At 42.1% G+C, this 21,590-nt stretch carries 18 protein-coding genes and 1 riboswitch; of the genes, 1 reads left to right on the top strand and 17 read right to left on the bottom strand.

What is annotated here, in order from left to right; translation table 11 throughout:
• Window positions 1-16: 16 nt before the first annotated feature.
• From NQ488_06255 to NQ488_06205, 11 genes are all read right to left on the bottom strand, one after another.
• The gene (locus tag NQ488_06255; GenBank protein UWN96898.1) at window positions 17-631 is read right to left on the bottom strand and encodes a TVP38/TMEM64 family protein; all 615 of its coding nucleotides are present in this window, start codon (window positions 629-631) and stop codon (window positions 17-19) included.
• Between the two features lie 14 nt (window positions 632-645).
• The gene (yajC, locus tag NQ488_06250; GenBank protein UWN96897.1) at window positions 646-945 is read right to left on the bottom strand and encodes a preprotein translocase subunit YajC; all 300 of its coding nucleotides are present in this window, start codon (window positions 943-945) and stop codon (window positions 646-648) included.
• Window positions 946-1,052: 107 nt separating this feature from the next.
• Window positions 1,053-2,204, bottom strand: coding sequence for a tRNA guanosine(34) transglycosylase Tgt (gene tgt / locus NQ488_06245; GenBank protein UWN96896.1), 1,152 nt, complete (start codon window positions 2,202-2,204; stop codon window positions 1,053-1,055).
• A complete protein-coding gene (aroC, locus tag NQ488_06240) occupies window positions 2,197-3,315 on the bottom strand; it encodes a chorismate synthase (GenBank protein ID UWN96895.1) in 1,119 nt (372 codons plus the stop codon). The genes tgt and aroC overlap by 8 nt, the downstream gene beginning before the upstream one ends.
• Before the next feature lie 50 nt (window positions 3,316-3,365).
• Entirely contained in the window at window positions 3,366-3,800 is a 435-nt protein-coding gene (locus tag NQ488_06235; protein ID UWN96894.1) for a GNAT family N-acetyltransferase, read from the bottom strand.
• A gap of 30 nt (window positions 3,801-3,830) precedes the next feature.
• A complete protein-coding gene (gene glgP / locus NQ488_06230; protein ID UWN96893.1) occupies window positions 3,831-6,101 on the bottom strand; it encodes a glycogen/starch/alpha-glucan family phosphorylase in 2,271 nt (756 codons plus the stop codon).
• Between the two features lie 20 nt (window positions 6,102-6,121).
• Window positions 6,122-7,441 carry a hypothetical protein gene (locus NQ488_06225; protein ID UWN96892.1) on the bottom strand — a complete coding sequence of 440 codons (1,320 nt, stop codon included), beginning with the start codon at window positions 7,439-7,441 and terminating at the stop codon, window positions 6,122-6,124.
• Window positions 7,442-7,480: 39 nt separating this feature from the next.
• The gene (locus NQ488_06220; GenBank protein UWN96891.1) at window positions 7,481-8,293 is read right to left on the bottom strand and encodes a hypothetical protein; all 813 of its coding nucleotides are present in this window, start codon (window positions 8,291-8,293) and stop codon (window positions 7,481-7,483) included.
• A gap of 16 nt (window positions 8,294-8,309) precedes the next feature.
• Entirely contained in the window at window positions 8,310-9,449 is a 1,140-nt protein-coding gene (locus NQ488_06215; GenBank protein UWN96890.1) for a DUF5716 family protein, read from the bottom strand.
• A gap of 32 nt (window positions 9,450-9,481) precedes the next feature.
• Window positions 9,482-13,099 carry a DUF5717 family protein gene (locus tag NQ488_06210; protein UWN96889.1) on the bottom strand — a complete coding sequence of 1,206 codons (3,618 nt, stop codon included), beginning with the start codon at window positions 13,097-13,099 and terminating at the stop codon, window positions 9,482-9,484.
• Complete coding sequence (locus NQ488_06205; protein UWN96888.1) at window positions 13,096-15,018, bottom strand: alpha-amylase; 1,923 nt, start codon at window positions 15,016-15,018, stop codon at window positions 13,096-13,098. The genes NQ488_06210 and NQ488_06205 overlap by 4 nt, the downstream gene beginning before the upstream one ends.
• Window positions 15,019-15,401: 383 nt before the next feature.
• Between NQ488_06205 and NQ488_06200 the strand changes: the two genes are divergently transcribed.
• Window positions 15,402-15,971 (top strand): manganese efflux pump MntP family protein, encoded by a 570-nt coding sequence (locus NQ488_06200; GenBank protein UWN96887.1) that lies wholly within the window; start codon window positions 15,402-15,404, stop codon window positions 15,969-15,971.
• Between the two features lie 31 nt (window positions 15,972-16,002).
• Here the strand turns inward: NQ488_06200 and NQ488_06195 are convergent, their stop codons facing one another.
• The 6 genes from NQ488_06195 to NQ488_06170 all read right to left on the bottom strand — a co-directional run bounded on the left by NQ488_06195 (window position 16,003) and on the right by NQ488_06170 (window position 21,570).
• The gene (locus NQ488_06195) at window positions 16,003-16,917 is read right to left on the bottom strand and encodes a radical SAM protein (GenBank protein UWN96886.1); all 915 of its coding nucleotides are present in this window, start codon (window positions 16,915-16,917) and stop codon (window positions 16,003-16,005) included.
• A gap of 30 nt (window positions 16,918-16,947) precedes the next feature.
• Entirely contained in the window at window positions 16,948-17,250 is a 303-nt protein-coding gene (locus NQ488_06190) for a hypothetical protein (protein UWN96885.1), read from the bottom strand.
• A 106-nt stretch (window positions 17,251-17,356) separates the two neighbouring features.
• A complete protein-coding gene (locus NQ488_06185; protein ID UWN96884.1) occupies window positions 17,357-18,274 on the bottom strand; it encodes a phosphodiester glycosidase family protein in 918 nt (305 codons plus the stop codon).
• 174 nt (window positions 18,275-18,448) lie between these two features.
• Window positions 18,449-19,627 carry a phosphoribosylaminoimidazolecarboxamide formyltransferase gene (locus NQ488_06180; GenBank protein ID UWN96883.1) on the bottom strand — a complete coding sequence of 393 codons (1,179 nt, stop codon included), beginning with the start codon at window positions 19,625-19,627 and terminating at the stop codon, window positions 18,449-18,451.
• 27 nt (window positions 19,628-19,654) lie between these two features.
• The gene (locus NQ488_06175; GenBank protein UWN96882.1) at window positions 19,655-20,365 is read right to left on the bottom strand and encodes an IMP cyclohydrolase; all 711 of its coding nucleotides are present in this window, start codon (window positions 20,363-20,365) and stop codon (window positions 19,655-19,657) included.
• Between the two features lie 127 nt (window positions 20,366-20,492).
• Window positions 20,493-20,599, bottom strand: a riboswitch (ZMP/ZTP riboswitch).
• A 50-nt stretch (window positions 20,600-20,649) separates the two neighbouring features.
• Window positions 20,650-21,570: a hypothetical protein gene (locus NQ488_06170; protein UWN96881.1), complete on the bottom strand. Its 921-nt coding sequence runs from the start codon at window positions 21,568-21,570 to the stop codon at window positions 20,650-20,652.
• Window positions 21,571-21,590: the final 20 nt, after the last annotated feature.

Below are 21,590 nucleotides of genomic sequence, written 5' to 3'. Positions count from 1 at the left end.
TCCTGTATGATTCCGCCTATCTGATTATCGCTGTAAGCCAGTTGCTAATCATGTTAAGGCTTATACTGTAACCAATAATCACCGGCAGTTTGCCAAGTAATATTATCGTTATGAATTTCTTATATGACATCTCCGTAAGTCCTGCCAGAAAGCAAAGCAGATCATCCGGAGCAAACGGAAGAAATATACATATTGCAAAAAATATCTCGAACTGCTTTCCCTGGGAAAGTCTTTCTTCATACCTGTCATACTTTTTCTTATCGACGAATCTGAGCACAAGATGCCTGCCGTACCTTTTGGCAAGTGCAAATGCAGCGATTGAACCAAGACATATTCCTATATAATTAAGAATAAGTCCTTCAACAGGTCCGAACATCACAACGCCTGCCGTTGTTGTTACTCCGCCGGGTATGAATGGTATCACAACTATCTGCATTATCTGGTAGATAATAAAGACAAACGGAGACCAGATTCCGAACCTGCCGATATAAGCCTCCATCTTATCAAGAGATGTAAAAACTCCTGCACGCCAGGCACGGAATACGATAAGAATAAGCAGGGCTACCAGAACCCATCCTACAACTCTTAGAATTTTACTTACCCATATGCGCTCACGGTCTCTGTTTTTCATAGCTGATTCCTCTATTACTGATTCTGCTTCTCAACCTGTGTGATAGCTGACTTCTGCATAGGAATTCTGCAGTTCTTATTATTACCAAACTCAACAATTACTGTATCATCTGTAATATCAATGATTGAGCCATAGAAGCCGCTTGTTGTAAGGACATAATCGCCAATCTCAAGAGATGCGATAAGCTCGTCCATCTTCTTCTGCTGCTTCTTCTGTGGACGAATTGCCATAAAATACATCAAAGCACCCAGGAATACAACATATACAAGAATCATACCAACTGTACTTCCTGCACCTGCATTAAGTGTAATCATAATTGTTACCTCTTTCCGTCATCTGACTTTTAATTGAATATTTTCTTCAAGAAATATAACAAAAAACCAATAAATGTGCAAGGCTTTAGCCCTATTTTATTGTTTTTTTAGTTACCGTTTAAATTATCGTAAGTTTTAAGAAGTTCAATTCTCTCTTTCTTAAATTCCGAATATCTTCCCTCATCTATCGCACCACGGATATCCTCCATAAGGTGATTGTAAAAATAAAGATTATGAAGAACGCACAGACGCATTCCAAGCATCTCCTTAGCCTTAAGCAGATGTCTTATATAAGACCTGCTGTAATTGCGGCATGCCGGACACCGGCATCCTTCCTCTATCGGCTCAGCGTCACACTCATACTTTGCATTGAAAAGATTAATCTTTCCAAACTTTGTATACACATGTCCGTGTCTTCCGTTACGTGACGGATATACACAGTCAAAGAAATCAACACCTCTCTCAACAGCTTCAAGGATATTGGCCGGTGTACCGACACCCATAAGATATGTCGGCTTATTCTGTGGAAGATATGGCACTACGTGTTCAATTATATCATACATCTCCTCATGCGTCTCACCTACAGCAAGTCCTCCGATTGCATATCCTGCAAGGTCAAGATCTGCTATTCTCTTGGCATGCTCTATTCTTATATCCGCATATGTTGCCCCCTGGTTAATTCCGAAGAGAATCTGCTCTTTGTTAATGGTATCAGGAAGTGAATTAAGCCTGTCCATCTCCTTGACACAGCGTTTGAGCCATCTTGTTGTCCTGTCAACAGAATCCTGCATATACTGCCTTGACGACTTGCTCGGTGCACACTCATCAAAAGCCATGGCAATAGTCGAACCAAGATTGGACTGTATCTGCATGCTTTCTTCCGGACCCATGAATATCTTCCGTCCGTCAATATGGGAGTTGAATGTAACTCCCTCTTCCTTTATCTTACGGAGACCTGCAAGTGAAAACACCTGAAATCCGCCGGAATCTGTAAGTATAGGCTTATCCCAGTTCATAAACTTATGAAGCCCGCCCATTTTCTTAACTATCTCATCACCCGGACGTACATGAAGATGATAAGTATTGGACAGCTCTACCTGCGTTCCTATCTCCTGCAAATCCGTTGTTGCAACAGCACCTTTTATGGCAGCCGCCGTTCCGACATTCATAAAAACCGGTGTCTGTATCACGCCATGGACAGTATGGAACTCGCCACGCTTTGCCGCACCATCTGTCTTAAGTAATCTGTACTCACTCATTATTAAACCTTTCTTCTTCGTAGAATTTCTGTATTCTGTCCATCCTTGCTGACATATTTGTAAATATCAGGTCAACAAGCGTCAGTGCTGCCATCGCCTCAACCACAACAACAGCTCTTGGGACTATCATTGGATCATGACGTCCTTTTATGGATACATCTATATTCTCTCCCGATTTGTTGACCGTATGCTGTATTGCAGCTATTGAAGGTGTCGGCTTAACTGCTGCCCGGAACACAATATCTGTCCCGTCACTCATTCCTCCAAGCGTTCCTCCCGCATGATTGGTTGTCTTAATGATTCTGCCGTTTTTGAACGCGAATCCGTCATTATTAGTACTTCCAAATGCAGCTGCCGCACCAAATCCGTCTCCAATCTCGAATCCTTTGACAGCCCCTATCGACATCACAGCCTTGGAAAGACTGGCATCAAGTTTGTCAAATACCGTCTCACCTATTCCCGGCATAACTCCGCTTATGACACATTCAATCACTCCACCTACGGAGTCGTGTTCTTCCATCTTCTTTTCCGCAAACACAGCAACCTCCTGTGCCGCTTTACTGTCAGGCATATAGAACGGATTGCCTGCCGCATCATCCATGCTGAATCTGTCATAATCAATTGTAACAGGTCCTATGGATTTGGAATATGCATTGATTCTGATTCCAAGCTGTGAAAGAATCCTGATTGCAACCGCACCTGCTGCAACTCTTCCTATTGTCTCTCTTCCGGATGAGCGTCCTCCGCCTCTGTAATCACGGAAACCATACTTCATGTCGAATGTATAATCTGCATGCCCGGGTCTGTAATATGAAGCTATCTCTGAATAATCTGCCGAACGCTGTGTCTTGTTAAATACAACCATTGATATAGGAGTACCTGTTGTCTTCCCTTCAAACACTCCCGAGAGAATCTCAACAGCATCATCTTCCTTTCTCGGTGTTGTGTACTTAGACTGCCCCGGTTTTCTTCTGTTAAGGAACTTCTGTATATCTGCTTCGCAAAGTTCAAGTCCGGCAGGGCATCCGTCAACTACAACTCCTACTCCTTTTCCGTGTGACTCCCCCCATGTAGTAATTCTGAATATATTGCCATATGTTGATCCGGCCATGTGCAATCCTTTCTGTTTCAATATCCGTAAAATGTGAATTCAGGATATATTTATACATTTTTTTCCATTCTGATGTGTGGACAGCCCTCGTCATCATAAGTCTGTCCGTGTGCATTGTAACCGCAGCTCTCATAGAACTTCTGTGCCCGGCACTGTGCGGACACCTCCATTATACGTGCTCCGTTAGCCTTTGCAATATCTTCAAGTTCCTGCATAAGCCTGCTGCCAAGATGCATCTTGCGGTATTCCATCAACACTGCAACTCTTCCTATGCGGTAACGTCCCTCTTTGCGGTTCATGCAGATTAACCTTGCTGTTGCAGCAGGACTGTTATTGCAATACAGGACGAGGTGCCATGCGGCCTTAACCAAAGTATCCGTCTCATCGAATTCATTAACAAATCCCTGCTCTTCGCAAAAAACCTTGTTGCGTATAAATCTTCCGTCATCGCCTAGTATATCATATACTCTTGATACTATTTCCACTGTATTTTCCTCTTTGTATTTTATTAAAACTTACTGAAGATGCCAGATATCTTTATTATACTCTGATATTGTTCTGTCAGATGAAAAATATCCGGCCTTGCTGATATTAATAAGCATCTTCGATGCCCACTCAGTTCTGTTCTCATAATCCCTGAACACTTCCTCTTTCTTGAAAATATAATCATTCAGGTCAAGAAGCGTCATGAACCAGTCTTTCTGTATAAGCTCTGCATGGAGTCTTAACAGACTGTATTTGCTGCCTATTCTTAACATCTGCGGACTTATGATAAAATCAACAAGATATCTGATTACTTCATCATTAATGTATATGTCACATGAATTATAATCGTTCTTCTCATAATGTGCAATTACCTGTTCGCTGCTCTCACCAAATACATATATATTATCTTCACCTACAAGCTGTGCTATCTCTACGTTGGCTCCATCCATGGTTCCGAGCGTTACGGCACCGTTAAGCATAAACTTCATATTACCTGTACCTGATGCCTCCTTTGATGCAAGCGATATCTGCTCCGAGACATCGCACGCCGGAATAATATATTCAGCCTTTGTAACATTATAATTCTCTATCATTACAACCTTAAGGTACGGACTCACATCAGGGTCGTTATTAATAAGCTGCTGAAGGCAGAGTATAAGATGTATTATATCCTTCGCTATCGTATACGCAGGTGCCGCCTTTGCGCCAAATATAACAGTTACCGGAGTTGACGGAATATTGCCTCTTTTAATATCAAGATATTTGAATATTACATAAAGTGCATTCATCTGCTGTCTCTTATATTCGTGCAGACGCTTTACCTGAATATCAAAGATTGAATTCTCATCAATATCTATTCCCTGCGTATCAAGAATGTATTTTTTTAGGCGCCGCTTATTAGCCATCTTAACCTCAAGCAGGCGGTTAAGCACCTTCTCATCACCGGCATACCCTGCAAGCTTTTCAAGCTGCATTGCATCCTGTCTGAAGCCGTCTCCTATAAGCTGTGTAATCATATCTGTCAGCGGCTCATTACAGTGTATCAGCCATCTTCTGAATGTAATTCCGTTGGTCTTGTTATTGAACTTATCAGGATATATCTTATAAAAATTATTCAGTTCTTTATTCTTAAGAATCTCGGTATGCAGATACGCAACTCCGTTAACACTGAATCCATAGTGAATATCCATATGTGCCATATGAACACGCTCATCTGAATCTATTATATAAACGCTCTCATCTGTGAAGCGTTCCCGCACTCTTCTGTCAAGCTCTCTTATAATAGGCACAAGCTGCGGAACAGCCTTCTCAAGATATGCGGCCGGCCATGTCTCCAATGCTTCTGCAAGAATTGTGTGATTGGTATATGCGCATGTATGTGACACAATACCCACAGCCTCATCAAAGCTTATACCGCGCTGCGTGAGTATTCTTATAAGTTCCGGAATAATCATCGACGGATGTGTATCATTAATCTGTATAACCGCATATTCCGGAAGATCATGCAGATTGCATCCCCGTGCCGTACACTCATCAAGAATCAGCTGTGCCGCATTGCTTACCATAAAATACTGCTGATATATTCTGAGCAGCCTGCCTGCTTCATCGCTGTCATCAGGATAAAGGAACAGCGTAAGATTGCGCTTAATATCGTTCTTGTCAAAATCAATACTTTCGTTGTGTACTATTGCCTCTGATACAGACTCAAGGTCAAACAGATGAAGCGTATTGGTTCTGTTGTTATATCCGGTAACATCTATATCATAAAGCCTTGAGCGCACAGTTATGCCGCCGCCAAACTGCACCTCGTATGAAGTACCCGTCCCGTTAAGCCAGCTCTGTGATTCTATCCATGGGTCCGGAAGTTCTTTCTGGAAATTGTTGTTGAATTCCTGCCTGAACAGTCCAAGATGATAATTAAGTCCTATTCCGTCACCATTAAGTCCCAGTGTTGCAATCGAGTCAAGGAAACATGCAGCAAGCCGTCCAAGTCCTCCATTACCAAGTGAAGGTTCCGGCTCTGCATCTTCAATCTCATTAATATCCTTGCCATTAGCTGCAAGCATCTGTTTTATTTCATCATATATTCCGAGATTGATAAGATTATTCGACAGCAGCTTGCCAATAAGAAATTCGGCTGATATATAATACAGTTTTCTCTTGCTGTCCGTATTGCCATTCTTTTTACGTCCCTCTGCAAGACTTCGCACCATATCCAGGAGAGCATAATATATCTCTTCATTAGAACAATTTCTAAGTTCCCTGCCGTAACGCATCTGACATATCTGTTGTAAATCCATACATCCTCCCATCCGCGCCATCATCTGTGCGCATACTGATCTAATATTATCTGCACTTCATCACTATATTCAGGATGAGCCGCCGCTGCTCCTGCAATATCAGCCCTGGCTTCATCTATCCTGTTCTGGTTATATTTTATTCTGGCACGCAGCTTCTGCCTTCTTGTCGACAATCCATGCCTTACTTCAACCATCTCCTTAGGGTCTATAAGTGCCTTGACCTGTGCAAGCCATATGTGCGGGTCATAGAGACTCAGTGACTTAAGAATGCCTTCAAGATGTATCTCTGAATCGCTGAGCTGTTCTGTCATCCTTGCAATACGCTGCTGCTCTTTTCTTACATCAAGATATAATTCATACTGTGAGCTCAGTTCATATGAATTCTTTACGCCGTATTTTTCGCATTGATAATCAACTGTTGATGCTATATTTACATATTTTATCTTAACCTTGTTAAGCAGTACTTCCGCCCGGTTAATCTTTTTCTGGGTTATTGCGAACTGCCTTTTCGTATTCTGAAGCATCCACAAAAGGCCTATTGCTATAAACGCCGACAGCGATATTACTATTGTAAAAAGGATACCTGCAATCTCGCCCATCGCAACACTCGCTATAATAAATATACAGAATACAAAAAATAATCCTATGGCAGACATCTTAGCCATCGAAAGAACACTTTTCTGTTTTCTGATAAGGTCTCTGGCATCTGCTCTCAGCGACATCATCTCGCCTTCAAGCATTCGCATATCTTTACGTACTGTCTCACAATAAGCTTCATTGTTCTGAAATTCTATAAGTGCATCCGGCATATGCGGTTCAAGTCTTTCCATTCTGAAAAATGTATGCTGCGATATTCTGTTCTCGCCAGTCCTGTATATTCTTCTGTCAACCGTAAGCTCTGCAATCTGTTCGGCGGTCTTTTCTATATCATCCCTGACATCATCAGGTGCCGCATCTATAAGCTGTATATCCGAAAAATATGATGTGACCGTATCATATTCCTCGTCCGCCATATCTATCTCATTAGCTGCATCCTTTATTATATCACACTGGCTCTTTATATATGAATGTATGTCACTATCGTCAAATGATGATATATCGACACGTCCCGGTGCATTCTTCTCAAGCCTTTTGTAATATTCACTGTCAGAATCATCCGTATCTTTGGTGCTGTATCTCTCTATGTATTCATAGTCCTCTTCATCATCTCCGCCGTCAATTATCCCGTCATCGGAGTCATCGTAATATTCTTCTTCGAGCTCATCATCTAATTCATCCTCAAGCTCGTATTCCTCATCGTCATCATCTATCATATGTCTGAAAAAATCCAGAATTCCCATATAATCTCCATTCCCGGAACACAGTTACAGGTCTGCTGCTCATCCCGTATATCTTACATACTGCTCTTTCCAGCGTTCAATCTGTTCTCCGATACTTTTTTCGTCTTTGTTCTTATAAATATCATCAATATGCCTGTACCCGTCACTGTACATCGCATTGTCCATGAGTGCCTCTATCTCTCTTCTGATAACATATTCCTCATCCGTCTGCTCATCAAGGAATTCAACCCTGTTGGAACTTTCACTGTTGAATGCAAGTCTTCCAGCTGCCATTGCCGCCTTTTTGCAATCCTCATGTCTGCTGAGTGAATATGCTTCATTAAAACAATTCTGTGCCTGCCTGAACAAAAACATCCTTGCATATGCAACCCCCATGTTATAGCATACATCGGAGTAAAATACCACAGAAAGCGACGGATCTTTTTTTCCGTTAATAATCTGCGAATAGCTGCGTATTGCAGCATAATAACACTCATTAAGCATAAGACGGTCAGCTCTTGTCTTGAGTCTCTCATAAACATTCTGTGTATTGAGCGTTGTAAGAATTCCTCTCAGCTTCTCAATCTCATCATCTGTATAGTAATCCACATACCTTAATACAGTAAGCACCATCTCTGCGAGACCGGCTTTTTTCTCTCCAAGATACTCAAGTCTGTCCGCGAGCTTCGGCTCCTTAGTCTCACTGCGGATGAATTCGATGAGCTTCGGGCATATAAAATCTGTACCAATAAGGTATACATTATTATAAATATAGTAACACAATTCCTCAAGCGAATATATTTTTATATCCATACCGCTTATATAGTATGGATTAACTGCCTCTTTTGTCCTGCATAATATAAGACCGCTCATAACACGTCCTCCGCAATCACAAATCTATGCTCCTGACAACACTTTTCCCCGAAGCCTGAACAAAGCATCCAAAGCCTTTATCAGTAACTGTAACCGAGCACCTGTCATCACCTTCAAATTCAAACCTTACATTAATTCTTGTAGTCTTACCGGCACGATAAGGAAAATCAGAGAAATCCACAATCTCATCATACGGTTTCTGTCCGCCAGCCGGCTGTATATGAAGTGTAATGCTGCTGCAGTCATCAGCTATAAAATCAACACTGCGTCCTGCATGATACCAGTTCGTACCCGCCGATGCAATTCTGAATATCTTCTTTTTACCGCGCTCGATAATGTCCATATCTATCGTAGACGGAAGCCTGTTGCGGCATGCCACGATAACATCCCTTTGAAGAGCATTCGCCTCCGTAAATGCGCATATGCACGCCCCCTTTACATACAGGTTCTGCCCGGCAAATACCCTGTGCCTGTTACATATGCATTTTAAAAATGCATCCGGAAGCCTGGTCGTATCAAATCCCCTTCCTGTCAGATATACAGATGACGCCGCCTTTTTCCCGATAAGTTTGTCGGCATCCTGCGTAAGAATGTCACTTAACATATCAAGATCAGCTGCTCCTTTGCTCTGTGCGAATTCATCCGTCAGAACGCGGTTCTCATCTTTCATATAATCCGATTCTGCAATTACCTGCTTAGAACCTATGGCTACACGATCCATCCTGTATCCTGTAATTCCGTCATATGAATAGTCAATCAGTATGACTCCGTTTATCCAGAGATCCCTGTGCATTCCAAATGCATAGTATGCAAGACATTCCTCATGGCTTATGAACATCAGCGATGTGTCCGGTACTCCCGCACTGATAAATGCATCCCTGACAGCATCAACTATATGCCTCTCAAAATGCGGAATCGTAACACACACACGCTCAGTCTCATTACATGCACAATATCTGTATGCTGTCTGCATAATCTCCGCCACATGTCCGGCCAGCCTGTCAGGCTGTTCTGTCATCCTGTCTAGCACATCAGGATTAGCAAGAGCCATCTCTCCCGCAAACGGCACTGACTCAGGGACATTCTTAGATTTGTCGTAGAAACTCAGATGTGAATATTCATTACATATATCTATTCCAAGTATTAAGCCATCCATATGCTTCTCCCGTTACCATAAAACTGTTAATATTAATACTTAGGCTTAAAAAGCTCCTTTGTTATATAATCCTCAACGCAGTATTCATGCATTATTCTCTCAACAGAGGCCGTATCATGTGCTTCATCCGCCTTAAGCATATCATTCAGATATTCATACCTGCTATGGGAATAGCCTACATCTGCCTGTCTGCATGTAAGCAGCTGTGGCCCGGTATCGGTCTTTTCTCCGTTAAGTTCCTGTGTTATATAGTACTTTATGGAGCCGCCCTGGAATATTGTAAATGTCTTAACAAATATTCCCATAAATGCATCCTGCATTATCTCACTTGTATAATCTGTTCCGTCCTCACTGTCATCGCGGTTATTCTGCTTATAATGTATTGTGACCCTGCTGTCAGGATTGCATCTGTATTCCACAATCGTCTTATCTGCAAGCTTATACGGAAGCAGTACCTTATCGGCAAAATCAAGAAAGAACGGAAACATAATATCTCTTGTACAGAAATATCCCAGAAGTTTCATTATACGTTCCTTCTGCCCGTCATCAGGAAGTTCAAGCCGCGAATAATGCTTAAGCAGTGCAAGCCTTGCAAGATCGTTTACATTATCGTCATACTCAAGCCTGCTTTCAATTATCCTGAATATCTTCTCATCTGCTTCACGGTTCTGCATAAAACAGCCATATGCTTCATATCCTATATATGCCTCTATGACTCTTTCTCTGGCTCCCTGTTCGTAATACTCGGCAAACACTTCCTTAAGTCTCGGAGATGTACTCCGGACAAAAATCATCTGTGCAGTTATGCGTTCCTCTAATTCATAGCACTCCGTGTCGAATCCACGGCACGCATCCCATAAGGAAAGCATCTGTGAACACGTTCCGTTATATGTATTCTGTAGATATGTAAGCATTGGAGCGTCATACTTTTTTTCTTTAAAGGACTGCCAGCATATCTGTGTAAGGAACGGGCTTCCGGCTTCGAGTCCGTATTCAAGCATATGTCTGCACAGCCTGTATAATCTCTTAGGACTTACTTTGCGCGTTCCATAAGCCAGTGCCGTATCATATGCCTGAATGTATAATGCATTAGCAACACACATCTCGATAAAATATGCCGATTGCTGCTCAGTCAGCTTTCTTCCTGCCAACACAGCCGCCTTATCTGCAAATTCGTCCCCCGTATATCTGTCATGATAATACTCAATAAGTGCATCAAGGATTTCTTTTTCAAATGCCTCCGTAACCTTGCTGCTGTCAAGGAGCTTTTCACGAAGTCCCGGAGCATCTATGCCTGTTCTGTGATACTTACGGTTCTGCTCATAATAATACACTGACAGGAATATATCATCAGGGATTAAGGAATATACGCTTTCTACAGAATCAGGTATATTCATAAGCCGTTCAAGCTCATAATCGACACTTTTACATTTTCTGCTTCCGTCCTCATATTCAAATGCAATACAGCACTTTTCGGTATATATGCTTACGCACGCCACATTATCAATAAAAGGTACAACCACTTCTTCATTAAGTTCCTTATGCAGTACGATGGCATTCTTTACACTGCTGTCACTGCATGTAAGCTTATATGCAAAAAGAAGTCTCGCAACAGGTACTGCTGTCTCCTCATTAATAAGTGCATCGTTCCATATATATTTGTAAAGTATTACAAGATTATTGCTTATCTGTCCAAGCCGCAGCTGCTCAGCTGCAAACTGTTCCATCTGAGGTGCATATGTAAGCTTAACAGGGTCTGTATCCGGCAGATAATTAATTATATTGGCATACAGGAATGCTTTTTGCGTATCATTAAGCTGGTTATTGTAGCTGAAGTACATGAGTACAACTTTTGGCAACAGCCTGTCATAGCCGGAATCTATACTGTCCATATAGGACTCATACAATCTTGTTATTCTCAGCTCGCGCAATATACATGTCTCATATATACCAAAATATCTGCTTCCCCGCATCTGGTTACGGATAAGATGTTCACACAGGACCGTAAGAATATCATCGCTTCCATACCTGTCATACAGTCCCTGGAGTATTCTTAAATATGTCTTTGAAACACTTCGCTCAGACTGACCTATATCACATATGTGCTTTGCTGTCTTTTCTGTTATAATGTTGTATTTGCAGCCAAAATTAATTACCTGACGTTCAAATTCATCAAAAATTCTTAAGAATACCGGCTGGCTGTTTATTATAGTACACGCCTCAAGATACATTATCGGGCTGTGACACCCCGCATGATACAACTCCTTGATTCTTGCAAGCTTTATGCTCTGATTACGCTCATAATCCTTGTCAAGATAGAACAGCATCCACAGAATACGCCAGTCTGCTGAATTATAGTCATATTTTTTCTTAAGGATATCATGCACCTCGGATGTATAAGACTCATTCCTCCTGTGCACTGAATTGACATACAGGAAATAACAGTATTCTATTGAAGAAGTGTCCGCAAGGACATCTTCTCTCACTGCTTCGAGCAGCCACTCTGCATCTTCATCCCGCTCCTCTACACAGTATATCTGCGCCTGCATCAGCTTGTACAACGGATCGTGTGCAAATTGCGACATTGCTCTTTCAAGGAGCTTTGTTGACTGTTCTGCCCATTCTCTTACATCTATCCTGTGCGTTCTGAAATCTATATAGAGCTGTGTTATTCCAACTGCTGTCTCAAGCTTTATTATGTGATCCTGTGACCTTGTGCTCTGTTGTGCAGCCTGATTAGCGCCATCAGTTTCCGCTTCGTTATTCCTTATAACTTCTATTCTTCTGACTACTGCATTCTCTCCCGTTCCTACGGTTATCTTTGCATAATTACGTCCCGCATGAAGCCGGTCTTTTCTAATTATATATCCTAATTCAAACGTGTTACCTGCAAAATCTTCTGATGTTACATTCTGGTGATCTGCAGTCACAAAAGGCGCATCACATATAACAGGCGCATCAACATATCCCCATGTATTCTTATGGAGGATTATAGTATCCTTATAATCAGCATCTATCTGACCGTAATGTATTACATCATCACTGCATTCAGCGCCATTCTCATCAACTGCCTTAAGCCTCACAGGCTGCTTCTTGCGTATTGCAATAAGGAATTCCTCTATACTCATCCTCACATTGCTGCCCTTGTGAAGTGCCCTGTATATTGCAGCAGTTGCCATATCATCTTTGATAAATATTTTTTCAAAATCCGGTCTTGCAAATACATGACATGCTTCATCCGGTGATGCCTGCACAAGATTAGCAAAATGGAACAGATCATGAATAGGTCCTATGGAAGAGTCTATTGTCACACTTGTAATCCTGAATGCAAATGATGCGGAGCACTCTCCCGCATTGCTTACGATATCAAAGTGTCCTTCCAGCAGTTCTCCGGCCTCAAGTCCAGACGCATTGACCGTATAGTGCAGCACTGAATCCACGCCAAAGAAGCTGTCCTTTTCAAGGACAACTCTCGGATTATCGGAATACACAATACCCTTTACATAATCGTGGCTTCCGGCTATCTTCAATTCCCTGTTCTGTATGCTTCCAACACATATCTGTGCCTCAAGGTCATCCGATACAATTGTAACCTCCGGGCTATCATACATGAACTCTCCTCTGGCATATCTGTTCAGTGTGTCTTTCACGATCTGCGCTTTCTCCTTTTTATGGTTGATGTTCTTATAAGACTTCCGGTAAGTATTGTTACCGATCTTGGCGGTGTAATAATCTGTCTTCCCGCAAGCTTAGCTGTGTTATCAGCATCAGTACTGAGGATTATCTTCCATTCATTCGGCTCCGGAAGATCCGGAAGTGCCAGATGATGCGGTTCCCAATGCAGATTATATGCAACATATATAACTTCATCAGCCGGTTCATTCTTTACATATCTTGAGCAGTACATAACTCCTATATGCCTGTCATAGCTTTCCATTCTTGAATACCACGCATTATCACCATGGTATGATATATCCGGATATCCGCATGATAATCCGTCTGCAGCCGTCAGTTCGGAATCCATATGCATAATCTTGTGGCTCTTCCTGAAATCTATAAGAATTCTTACAAAATCAGCTATTGAGCGTGCCTGCACAGATTCCTTCCATTCAAGCCATGTTGTCTCGTTATCTATACAGTATGGGTTGTTATTGCCTGACTGCGAATTACCGAATTCATCACCTGCAAGTATCAGAGGTGTCCCCTGTGCGGTAAAAAGCATTGCAAATGCATTCTTTATCTGCCTTGTCCTGAGCTCGTTAATCTTCTTCTTTCTTGATGGACCCTCTATGCCGCAGTTCCAGCTGTAATTGAAGTTCTCACCGTCCCTGTTGCCTTCGCCGTTGGCCTCATTATGCTTTCTGTCATAGCTCACCAGATCCATCATTGTGAATCCGTTATGATTGGTAACATAATTAATGTCAGCTGCATCCGCCGGATTGGCCCTGAGAAGCCTTGCAAATGTCTGCAGCTGGTTCTCATCGCCTTTGAGAAGCCTCTTGGCAGCCTCATCAAATCCGGTATTATAATTTGCCATATGTTTTGTGCGCTTAATCCGGCATTCATCCTGATTGTGTATTCCCGGTCTGCCGTTATTCCAGTAGACAGTTATTATCTTGGTTGAGCCAAGCACCGGATCATCCGCAGCCGCTGAAAGCCTGCACTCATCGCAGTAAATATGGAATCCGTCAACATGATAATTCATAACCCAGTATCTGAGGCAGTCTTCAATCAGATATGATTCTTCATGCGTAAAATACATCTCCATAACAACTTCAATTCCATTAGCATGAAGAGCTTTGACCATATCCCTGAATTCATCCGTATAGCTCCCGTTATAGTTTCCTTCGCTGCATGATGCTGCACAGTATGCTGCCTTAGGTGCAAAGTGGAATCCTCCAAGATAACCCCAGTAATTAACGCAGCCGCTCTTTTCAGGCTTACTTGAACTGTAGTGCTTTTCTTTATCGGAAGCGAATCTTCCTGCCTCATCAAATTCATACGCCGGCATCAGTTCTATAGTTGTTATCCCAAGTGATCTGAGGTAAGGTATCTTATCGGTAATACCTGCAAATGTCCCCCGTTTGGACAGTTCAACACCGCTTGTCCTGCTCTTTGTAAAACCTCTTACATGAAGCTTGTAAAATATGCACTCGTCATATGGTATACGCGGAAATCTGTCATTCTCCCAGTCGTATATGTCACTCTGTATCTTTGTAATATATTTTATATCACGGATGTTATGCCCGAATTCAGAACATCCTGACAGGTTAGCTGCATAGTCATCACGCACCATTGTGCCGTTATGCACATATCTGTAGCTGCATCCGTCTATGTCACCGCCTGTAATCTCTACGGCAAAAACATCTCCGAACCTGTAGGCTTCATCCATGTCTACCGTAAAAAGCGGACTATCGTTTTTATCTCCCGATGCTGTAACAGGATATATCTCAAGTGTCAATTCGTCTGTGAATGAACGCACAGCAAAATTATATCCGTCTTTTACCTTTGTAACCCCTAATTGTAATGGATTTCCATATACAGCTTCCAATTCAGTACTCCTTGTCATAAAGACGAAAACCGCCTAATTATGAGTATTTTACCACATTTTTAATTTTTTGCATAGCACAAATAAAGTTCGTATTGACTAACTTCATATTGTTTTGTTATAGTCTACATCAGTTATTCAATTACTTTGTGTATGAGGGAGTAATTCGCACAGATATGCCGGTTTGTATCAGGCTGATTAATTACATTTAATTGCTTCTGTGTGGTTTGTCAACATACTGGTCACCGGCCTGGCAAACCTTAATGAATGAGACTCATGTGCATTAATTCAATCTGCTTGCACGGATTGAATTAATGCATATGAGTCTCTTTTTTATTATGCATATTATTATGCATACAAGCTGCCGGCAGATGACGCAACTAACTACAAAAGGAGAATGTCACATGTTTATTGAATTATTAATAATTGGCGTAGGCCTTTCAATGGATGCTTTTGCAGTATCTGTCTGCAAGGGACTTGGAATGGAGAAAGTTAATAAAAAGCAGGCATTTATAATCGGTCTGTACTTTGGCGGCTTTCAGGCTCTTATGCCATTAATCGGATGGGCTCTCGGTATTAACTTCCAGAAGTATATAACATCCATTGATCACTGGATTGCTTTCATACTTCTTGCTTTCATTGGCGGTAAGATGGTCTTCGAGGCAGTTCATGACAAAGACGAAGATACCGTAACCGTGAAAGACCTCCCGCTTGACCACAAAGAAATGCTTATGCTCGCTGTTGCTACAAGCATTGATGCCCTTGCTGTCGGCATAACATTTGCATTTCTTGAAGTACCTATCGTAAAGGCCATAACAATCATAGGATGCACAACATTCATTCTCTCAATTGCAGGTGTTGTTATCGGTAACTTCTTTGGTACACGTTATAAGAAAAAAGCTGAGATTACCGGCGGTGTTATTCTTATACTTATAGGTGTCAAGATACTTCTTGAACATCTCGGCATATTCTAAAGGATTTATTATCCGTATCCTGTTTTTGTATTCAGACTCCTTCATATGAACCGAAGTCAGGAATGAAGCTTTCAAGTGCGGTTGTGCCTTCCTGTATGAAGCCATTGACTATACCCAGATTCTGGGCATAATCGATGAGCTCCGAATATTCTTCATCCGTAACACGCCTGTTAAGTTCAGGTATATCTTTTACATTGTCAAGCGGCGTATATTGATTCATAATGCTTATATATACTGCATCGCCATAATTCTCATAGACATAATCCAGCACACGCTTTGAATCCTCAATCTGTCCCGGCAGGCAGAGATGCCGCACTATGATTCCTTTTATCATCATATCTTCTTCTATTCCAAGCTGCTTTGCTGTATCTTTATCCGCAAATACAGGATTTTCAACCTGACGGTACATCTCTTCAAGTGCTTTTGCCGCAACATCAAAATAATCTCTGGCGTATGAATACCTCATAGATAATCTGCTGTCCGTATATTTCATATCAGGAAGATATACATCTGTAAGTCCGTCCATCATCTTAAGCGTATCAACATTCTCATATGAAGAAGTATTATATACAATGGGTATCTTCAGCCCCTGTTGCTTTGCCATGTCAAGTGCTGCAGCTATCCGGGGAACATAGTGTGATGGCGTAACAAGGTTTATATTGTTGGCTTTTTTATCCTGAAGCTCAAGAAAAATATCCCTAAGCCTCTCTGTGCTTATCTCTTTTCCGTTAAGCCCCGCTGCAATATCGTGATTCTGACAGAAAACACACCTTAACGTACAACCCGAAAAAAACACTGCTCCGGAACCGTTATTTCCCGATATGCATGGTTCCTCCCACATATGCAGTGCTGCTCTTGCAACACGCAGTCTCTCAGGCGCACCGCAATACCCATTTTTCTGATTCCTATCAGCATTACACTTTCTCGGACAAAGATTACAGTTCATAATTTATCTCCATATCAATTCTGTTTATCTCTAATTATATTTACGGCTGCCATTGCTTTTTCCGGCAAGTACTGCCACAGCAAATATAACCGCCCCGGCTGCCGCCATCACAGTTCCTGCATACAGCATCCACACCTGATACACAGAACCTGTTCCCGCAATATCCATTATACCACGCAGCATGCTGCTTACAGTAAGCGCCGCGACACCTGAATTATATATGCATTCCGCAATATCCGCAACCCTGCCGGCATCCGTTTTTTGCCTTATAATGCCTGCCACAATCTCCACAGCCACTCCCAATACAAGCGGCCACACAAAAAGCCATGTCATATACGGCGAATGCACACCATGTGCAAATATATTATATATAATTGAAAACACCGCGCAAAACAGGGTTACACCTGCATATATTGCGGCAGGCATCATAATTTTTTTGCTATCTTCCAATGTATACAATATCGCTCACCGCCCTTTCACTTATTTTACTGCCATATGATGTCGGCTTATTAACAACCTCACCGTTAAACCACATCGTTGATGAACCTCCACCATCGAGATTATACGCTGTCACACAGTCCTGCCCCTTCATAATCTGTGCAAGCTGATACAGCGTAAGTCCCTCACTTGCCTCAGTCCTTCCGTCAGATACAGCCATTATATAGTGAAGCGGCGTTATCATTCCTATTGCTGTTCTTGGATTACTCTGCATTGACTGTTCAACCTCACTGTTTTCATCAACAGTTATGTTTCCGTTTTTTATAAGTCCGGGTCCAAATGAAAATATCTGGGATGCACCGCTATCCTTAAGTGTCTGTGCGGCAACCTCGTTTTCCTCTATAACATCCATATGACCATCCTCGTATATCACAAGGTCTTCCTGACGGCTGTTCCCCTGCCTGCCCTGCTGTGCAGTTTCTCTGTACAGATAACCGTTACGCATTACATAACCTTTGTTCCTGAAACCGTAAAAATCACCGTTAATTGCAAGTATGGCATTACTGTCCTGCGCTATCTGCGATGTCACCTCCGTAACATTGCGGCCGAACGTACCATCTGCCAGTCCTGCCCTCAGATATGAGGCATCCGCAAGCTGTATATCAGCAACATAAATGCTGGTATCATATTCTCTTAATTCACTTATCGTTATTGATATCTTATCATCCTTATAGCTGTTCTCAGTTATTACTGCCTCAGCCTTTGCTTCAATGCTCTCATCCGTAATTTCCTGAGACTGTATCGGTTCATCTGCCTTTATCCGGTCCTTTGGAATCACAAATGCATCCAGCAGTACAAATGTGGAAAACGCTGCAAGCATCACTGCATATATCACTGCCCATATTTTTTTCAAATGCATACGCAAGCCCTCACTGTATCATCATTTGTATATGAATATACTGCTGATTTGTGAGAAAAATTTGTCCATATAAAAAATATAAAATCCGGGAAGCTGACAACATACATCAGTTTCCCGGATTTTGCGCATATGCTCCATGCAATCTGCATAATATGTATACTTTTGAATTGGCAATTAGTGATGGAACAGTCTCATTCCTGAGAAGCACATTACCATATTATGGTTGTTACATGCCTCAATAACATTATCATCGCGCACTGATCCGCCCGGCTGCGCAACATACTTAACACCGCTCTTGAATGCTCTCTCAATATTGTCACCGAATGGGAAGAATGCATCTGAACCAAGTGCTACATCCGTATTCTTATCGAGCCATGCACGTCTTTCCTCTCTTGTAAATACAGGAGGCTTCTCCTCAAAGATATTCTCCCACTTGCCGTCTGCAAGAACATCCATGTAATCATCACTGATATAGAGATCAATTGTATTGTCTCTGTCAGGGCGTCCGATTCCCTTCTTAAACTTAAGGTTGAGAACCTGTGGAGCCTGACGCAGGAACCAGTTATCAGCCTTGCTGCCCGCAAGACGTGTACAATGAATTCTTGACTGCTGGCCTGCACCGATACCGATTGCCTGTCCGCCCTTAGCATAACATACTGAATTAGACTGTGTATACTTAAGCGTTATAAGAGCAATTATAAGATCAGTCTTAGCTGACTCAGGAAGCTCCTTATTATCTGTTACAATATCACCAAGGAACTTCTCGTCAATAACAACCTCATTACGTCCCTGCTCAAATGTGACACCAAACACCTGCTTACGCTCAATCGGAGCCGGCTTATATGAAGGGTCGATCTGGATTACATTATAATTGCCTTTCTTCTTAGCCTTAAGAATCTCAAGTGCCTCAGGCTCATAACCCGGCGCAATAACTCCGTCAGAAACCTCTCTCTTGATAAGCTTTGCAGTGCTCACATCACACACATCGGAAAGTGATATAAAATCACCGAATGATGACATTCTGTCTGCGCCTCTTGCTCTTGCATAAGCACTTGCAAGCGGTGAAAGCTCATAATCCACATCATCCACCCAGTATATCTTACGTTCAACATCTGTAAGCGGAAGACCTACGGCAGCACCTGCAGGTGATACATGCTTAAATGATGTAGCCGCAGGAAGATTAGTTGCAGCCTTAAGCTCACGCACAAGCTGCCAGCCGTTGAAAGCATCGAGAAAATTAATATATCCCGGCTTTCCGTTAAGCACTGTTATAGGAAGTTCTCCGTCCTCCATAAATATTCTTGATGGCTTCTGATTAGGGTTGCAGCCGTATTTTAATTCTAATTCCTTCATGGTGATTCTCCTTTTGCTTAATTGCACTTACTTATTCTTATTAACAATTCTTGTCTCATACTTTCCTGTTGCAATATCAATGAATCTTACAAACAGTGAAACCTTGTTATCCTCGTTAAGGCTTGTCCATACAAGATCTGTAAATTCATCAATATCGTCAGGTATCTCAACGAGCTTTGGTTCTCCTGCGAAGCTTGGAAGCGGATTACCGTCATGCATATATGTATGGATAAAATGTCCTTCTCCGGCAACAGGTCTGTCATACGAGAATGTATATCTGTTGCAGCACTCAGGATTGCCGTTGTTGCTCTTAAGGATTGACATTGAATAGTCAAATGCACCACCCTCAATGTGCATTACACCTGAGATTCTTGGTGTATAGTTAGGACCATCCGGCTCAAACTCACGGCATCTTAAAGACTGCTCAAATGTAAGCTCCTTATCCATTCCATCATAGATAGTATCTGTCTGGTCACCATTAGTAACAATCGTTCTGTTACCAAGAACTCTTACAGGCGCGTAGATTATAAGACTTGGATCTTCAAGCTTGGATGGGTCAAATGCCTGTGTGCGGATACCCTCGCCATCCTCAACAAATACACGGTTTCTGCTGTTCTGGCTTCTGCCCATGATAAAATATGCCGTAACGGCCTTAGCGTTGTCAGCACTTCTTCCGATTACGATTCCGCGTCCCGGATACGCATTACCTTTTAATTCCTGCTCAAGTGATAAACTCATATTTTCCTCCTTGTTTTGCGAAGCAAAATCCGAGCTCCATGCGAGGAGAGGAAATTTGCCTCCTTGTTTTGCGATGTCCGCATTGATTATATCTGCACAAAAAGACCGCCTGAGCGCATCTTTTAATTAATGCTGCCCAGGCGGTCGGCTAATCCGTATAAAATACACTCCCTGTAGGTTGCCCTACACAGAACATCTGTCCGATGTCTGCTTCCGCCAGTCGTGCATCACTGCTATTAGTGTAAATGATTAACTTACTTTTTGCAATCCCTTTTTTAATTTTTTTAATCAGGCACAACAACATTTTCAATTCTGTTAGCGGAAAGCCTTAAAGCCTCTGACACATCCTCTGCCGGGACGTGCATAAACTGCGCAAGTTCTTCAACCGTAACCTTGCGTCCGTACTCCTTATGTGCTGCCTCCGCTGCATCATTGACTGCATTAACCTTAGCCAGTATCTTATTGCCTGCCATCTTCTCATCAGTCTGCTCCTCAATAAGCTTCCCAATGCCTTCCTTAACACGGTCTATAAGGTATGCGTCCAGTCTCTCACTAAGATCTGTCCATGCATTAATATCATCAGAATCCATCACATCAAATGCATCAAGCCGTTTCATCCAGTCGCGTCTTCCAAGCTCATCCATGACTATAACATTAGCCTCCTGGATAAGATCCATCATTGCTACACCTTTTCCCGCATAAGCCTTGACCCACTCAACAACCTGAAGGAAATAATTATTAATTATGACACCCCTGGATTCCACGTCCTTATCACAGACATCCTGCAGGATAACTGCCTGCGTTGTACGGCTTAGCGGTGCTATCGACTTAAGATCCTCAAGATACATATCGAGAAGCTGCTTTTCCTGCGCATCTGTCTTTGCATCATTTTCTGAATCTTTCTTATCAGATTCGCCGGAATCAGAATCTTCATCCTTCTGTTCCTCTTTGTTGAGTTCCTTCTCCGCCTGCCTCTTATCAGCCTCCTCAATCTGTCTTTCAAATGTATGATCTGTCAGTTTGACATCCGTCAGTTCAATCCCATTGGTTTTAAGATACCCTGCAACCATCTGCCATTTGGCATCATCAAGTTCTGCATCATGACCGATACAGTCAAGTACATCTGCTTTTGTTACTTTATCTCCGTTAGATTTTGCAAATATTTTAAGATTCTCTAATGCTTCAATAAAAAGCTGCTGCTCCATTATTATCTTTCTTCCTCATT

This window comes from [Bacteroides] pectinophilus, assembly GCA_025146925.1.
Taxonomy (GTDB): Bacteria; Bacillota; Clostridia; order Lachnospirales; family Lachnospiraceae; genus Bacteroides_F; species Bacteroides_F pectinophilus.
Note: the sequence above shows the minus strand (reverse complement) of the source record. Positions and strands in the feature narration are given on the sequence as shown.

Coding starts and splice junctions, on each gene's coding strand:
- NQ488_06255 (UWN96898.1), bottom strand. CDS start 631: ATGAAAAACAGAGACCGTGAGCGCATATGGGTAAGTAAAATTCTAAGA.
- yajC (UWN96897.1), bottom strand. CDS start 945: ATGATTACACTTAATGCAGGTGCAGGAAGTACAGTTGGTATGATTCTT.
- tgt (UWN96896.1), bottom strand. CDS start 2,204: ATGAGTGAGTACAGATTACTTAAGACAGATGGTGCGGCAAAGCGTGGC.
- aroC (UWN96895.1), bottom strand. CDS start 3,315: ATGGCCGGATCAACATATGGCAATATATTCAGAATTACTACATGGGGG.
- glgP (UWN96893.1), bottom strand. CDS start 6,101: ATGGATTTACAACAGATATGTCAGATGCGTTACGGCAGGGAACTTAGA.
- NQ488_06225 (UWN96892.1), bottom strand. CDS start 7,441: ATGGGAATTCTGGATTTTTTCAGACATATGATAGATGATGACGATGAG.
- NQ488_06220 (UWN96891.1), bottom strand. CDS start 8,293: ATGAGCGGTCTTATATTATGCAGGACAAAAGAGGCAGTTAATCCATAC.
- NQ488_06215 (UWN96890.1), bottom strand. CDS start 9,449: ATGGATGGCTTAATACTTGGAATAGATATATGTAATGAATATTCACAT.
- NQ488_06205 (UWN96888.1), bottom strand. CDS start 15,018: ATGACAAGGAGTACTGAATTGGAAGCTGTATATGGAAATCCATTACAA.
- NQ488_06200 (UWN96887.1), top strand. CDS start 15,402: ATGTTTATTGAATTATTAATAATTGGCGTAGGCCTTTCAATGGATGCT.
- NQ488_06195 (UWN96886.1), bottom strand. CDS start 16,917: ATGAACTGTAATCTTTGTCCGAGAAAGTGTAATGCTGATAGGAATCAG.
- NQ488_06190 (UWN96885.1), bottom strand. CDS start 17,250: ATGACATGGCTTTTTGTGTGGCCGCTTGTATTGGGAGTGGCTGTGGAG.
- NQ488_06185 (UWN96884.1), bottom strand. CDS start 18,274: ATGCATTTGAAAAAAATATGGGCAGTGATATATGCAGTGATGCTTGCA.
- NQ488_06180 (UWN96883.1), bottom strand. CDS start 19,627: ATGAAGGAATTAGAATTAAAATACGGCTGCAACCCTAATCAGAAGCCA.
- NQ488_06175 (UWN96882.1), bottom strand. CDS start 20,365: ATGAGTTTATCACTTGAGCAGGAATTAAAAGGTAATGCGTATCCGGGA.
- NQ488_06170 (UWN96881.1), bottom strand. CDS start 21,570: ATGGAGCAGCAGCTTTTTATTGAAGCATTAGAGAATCTTAAAATATTT.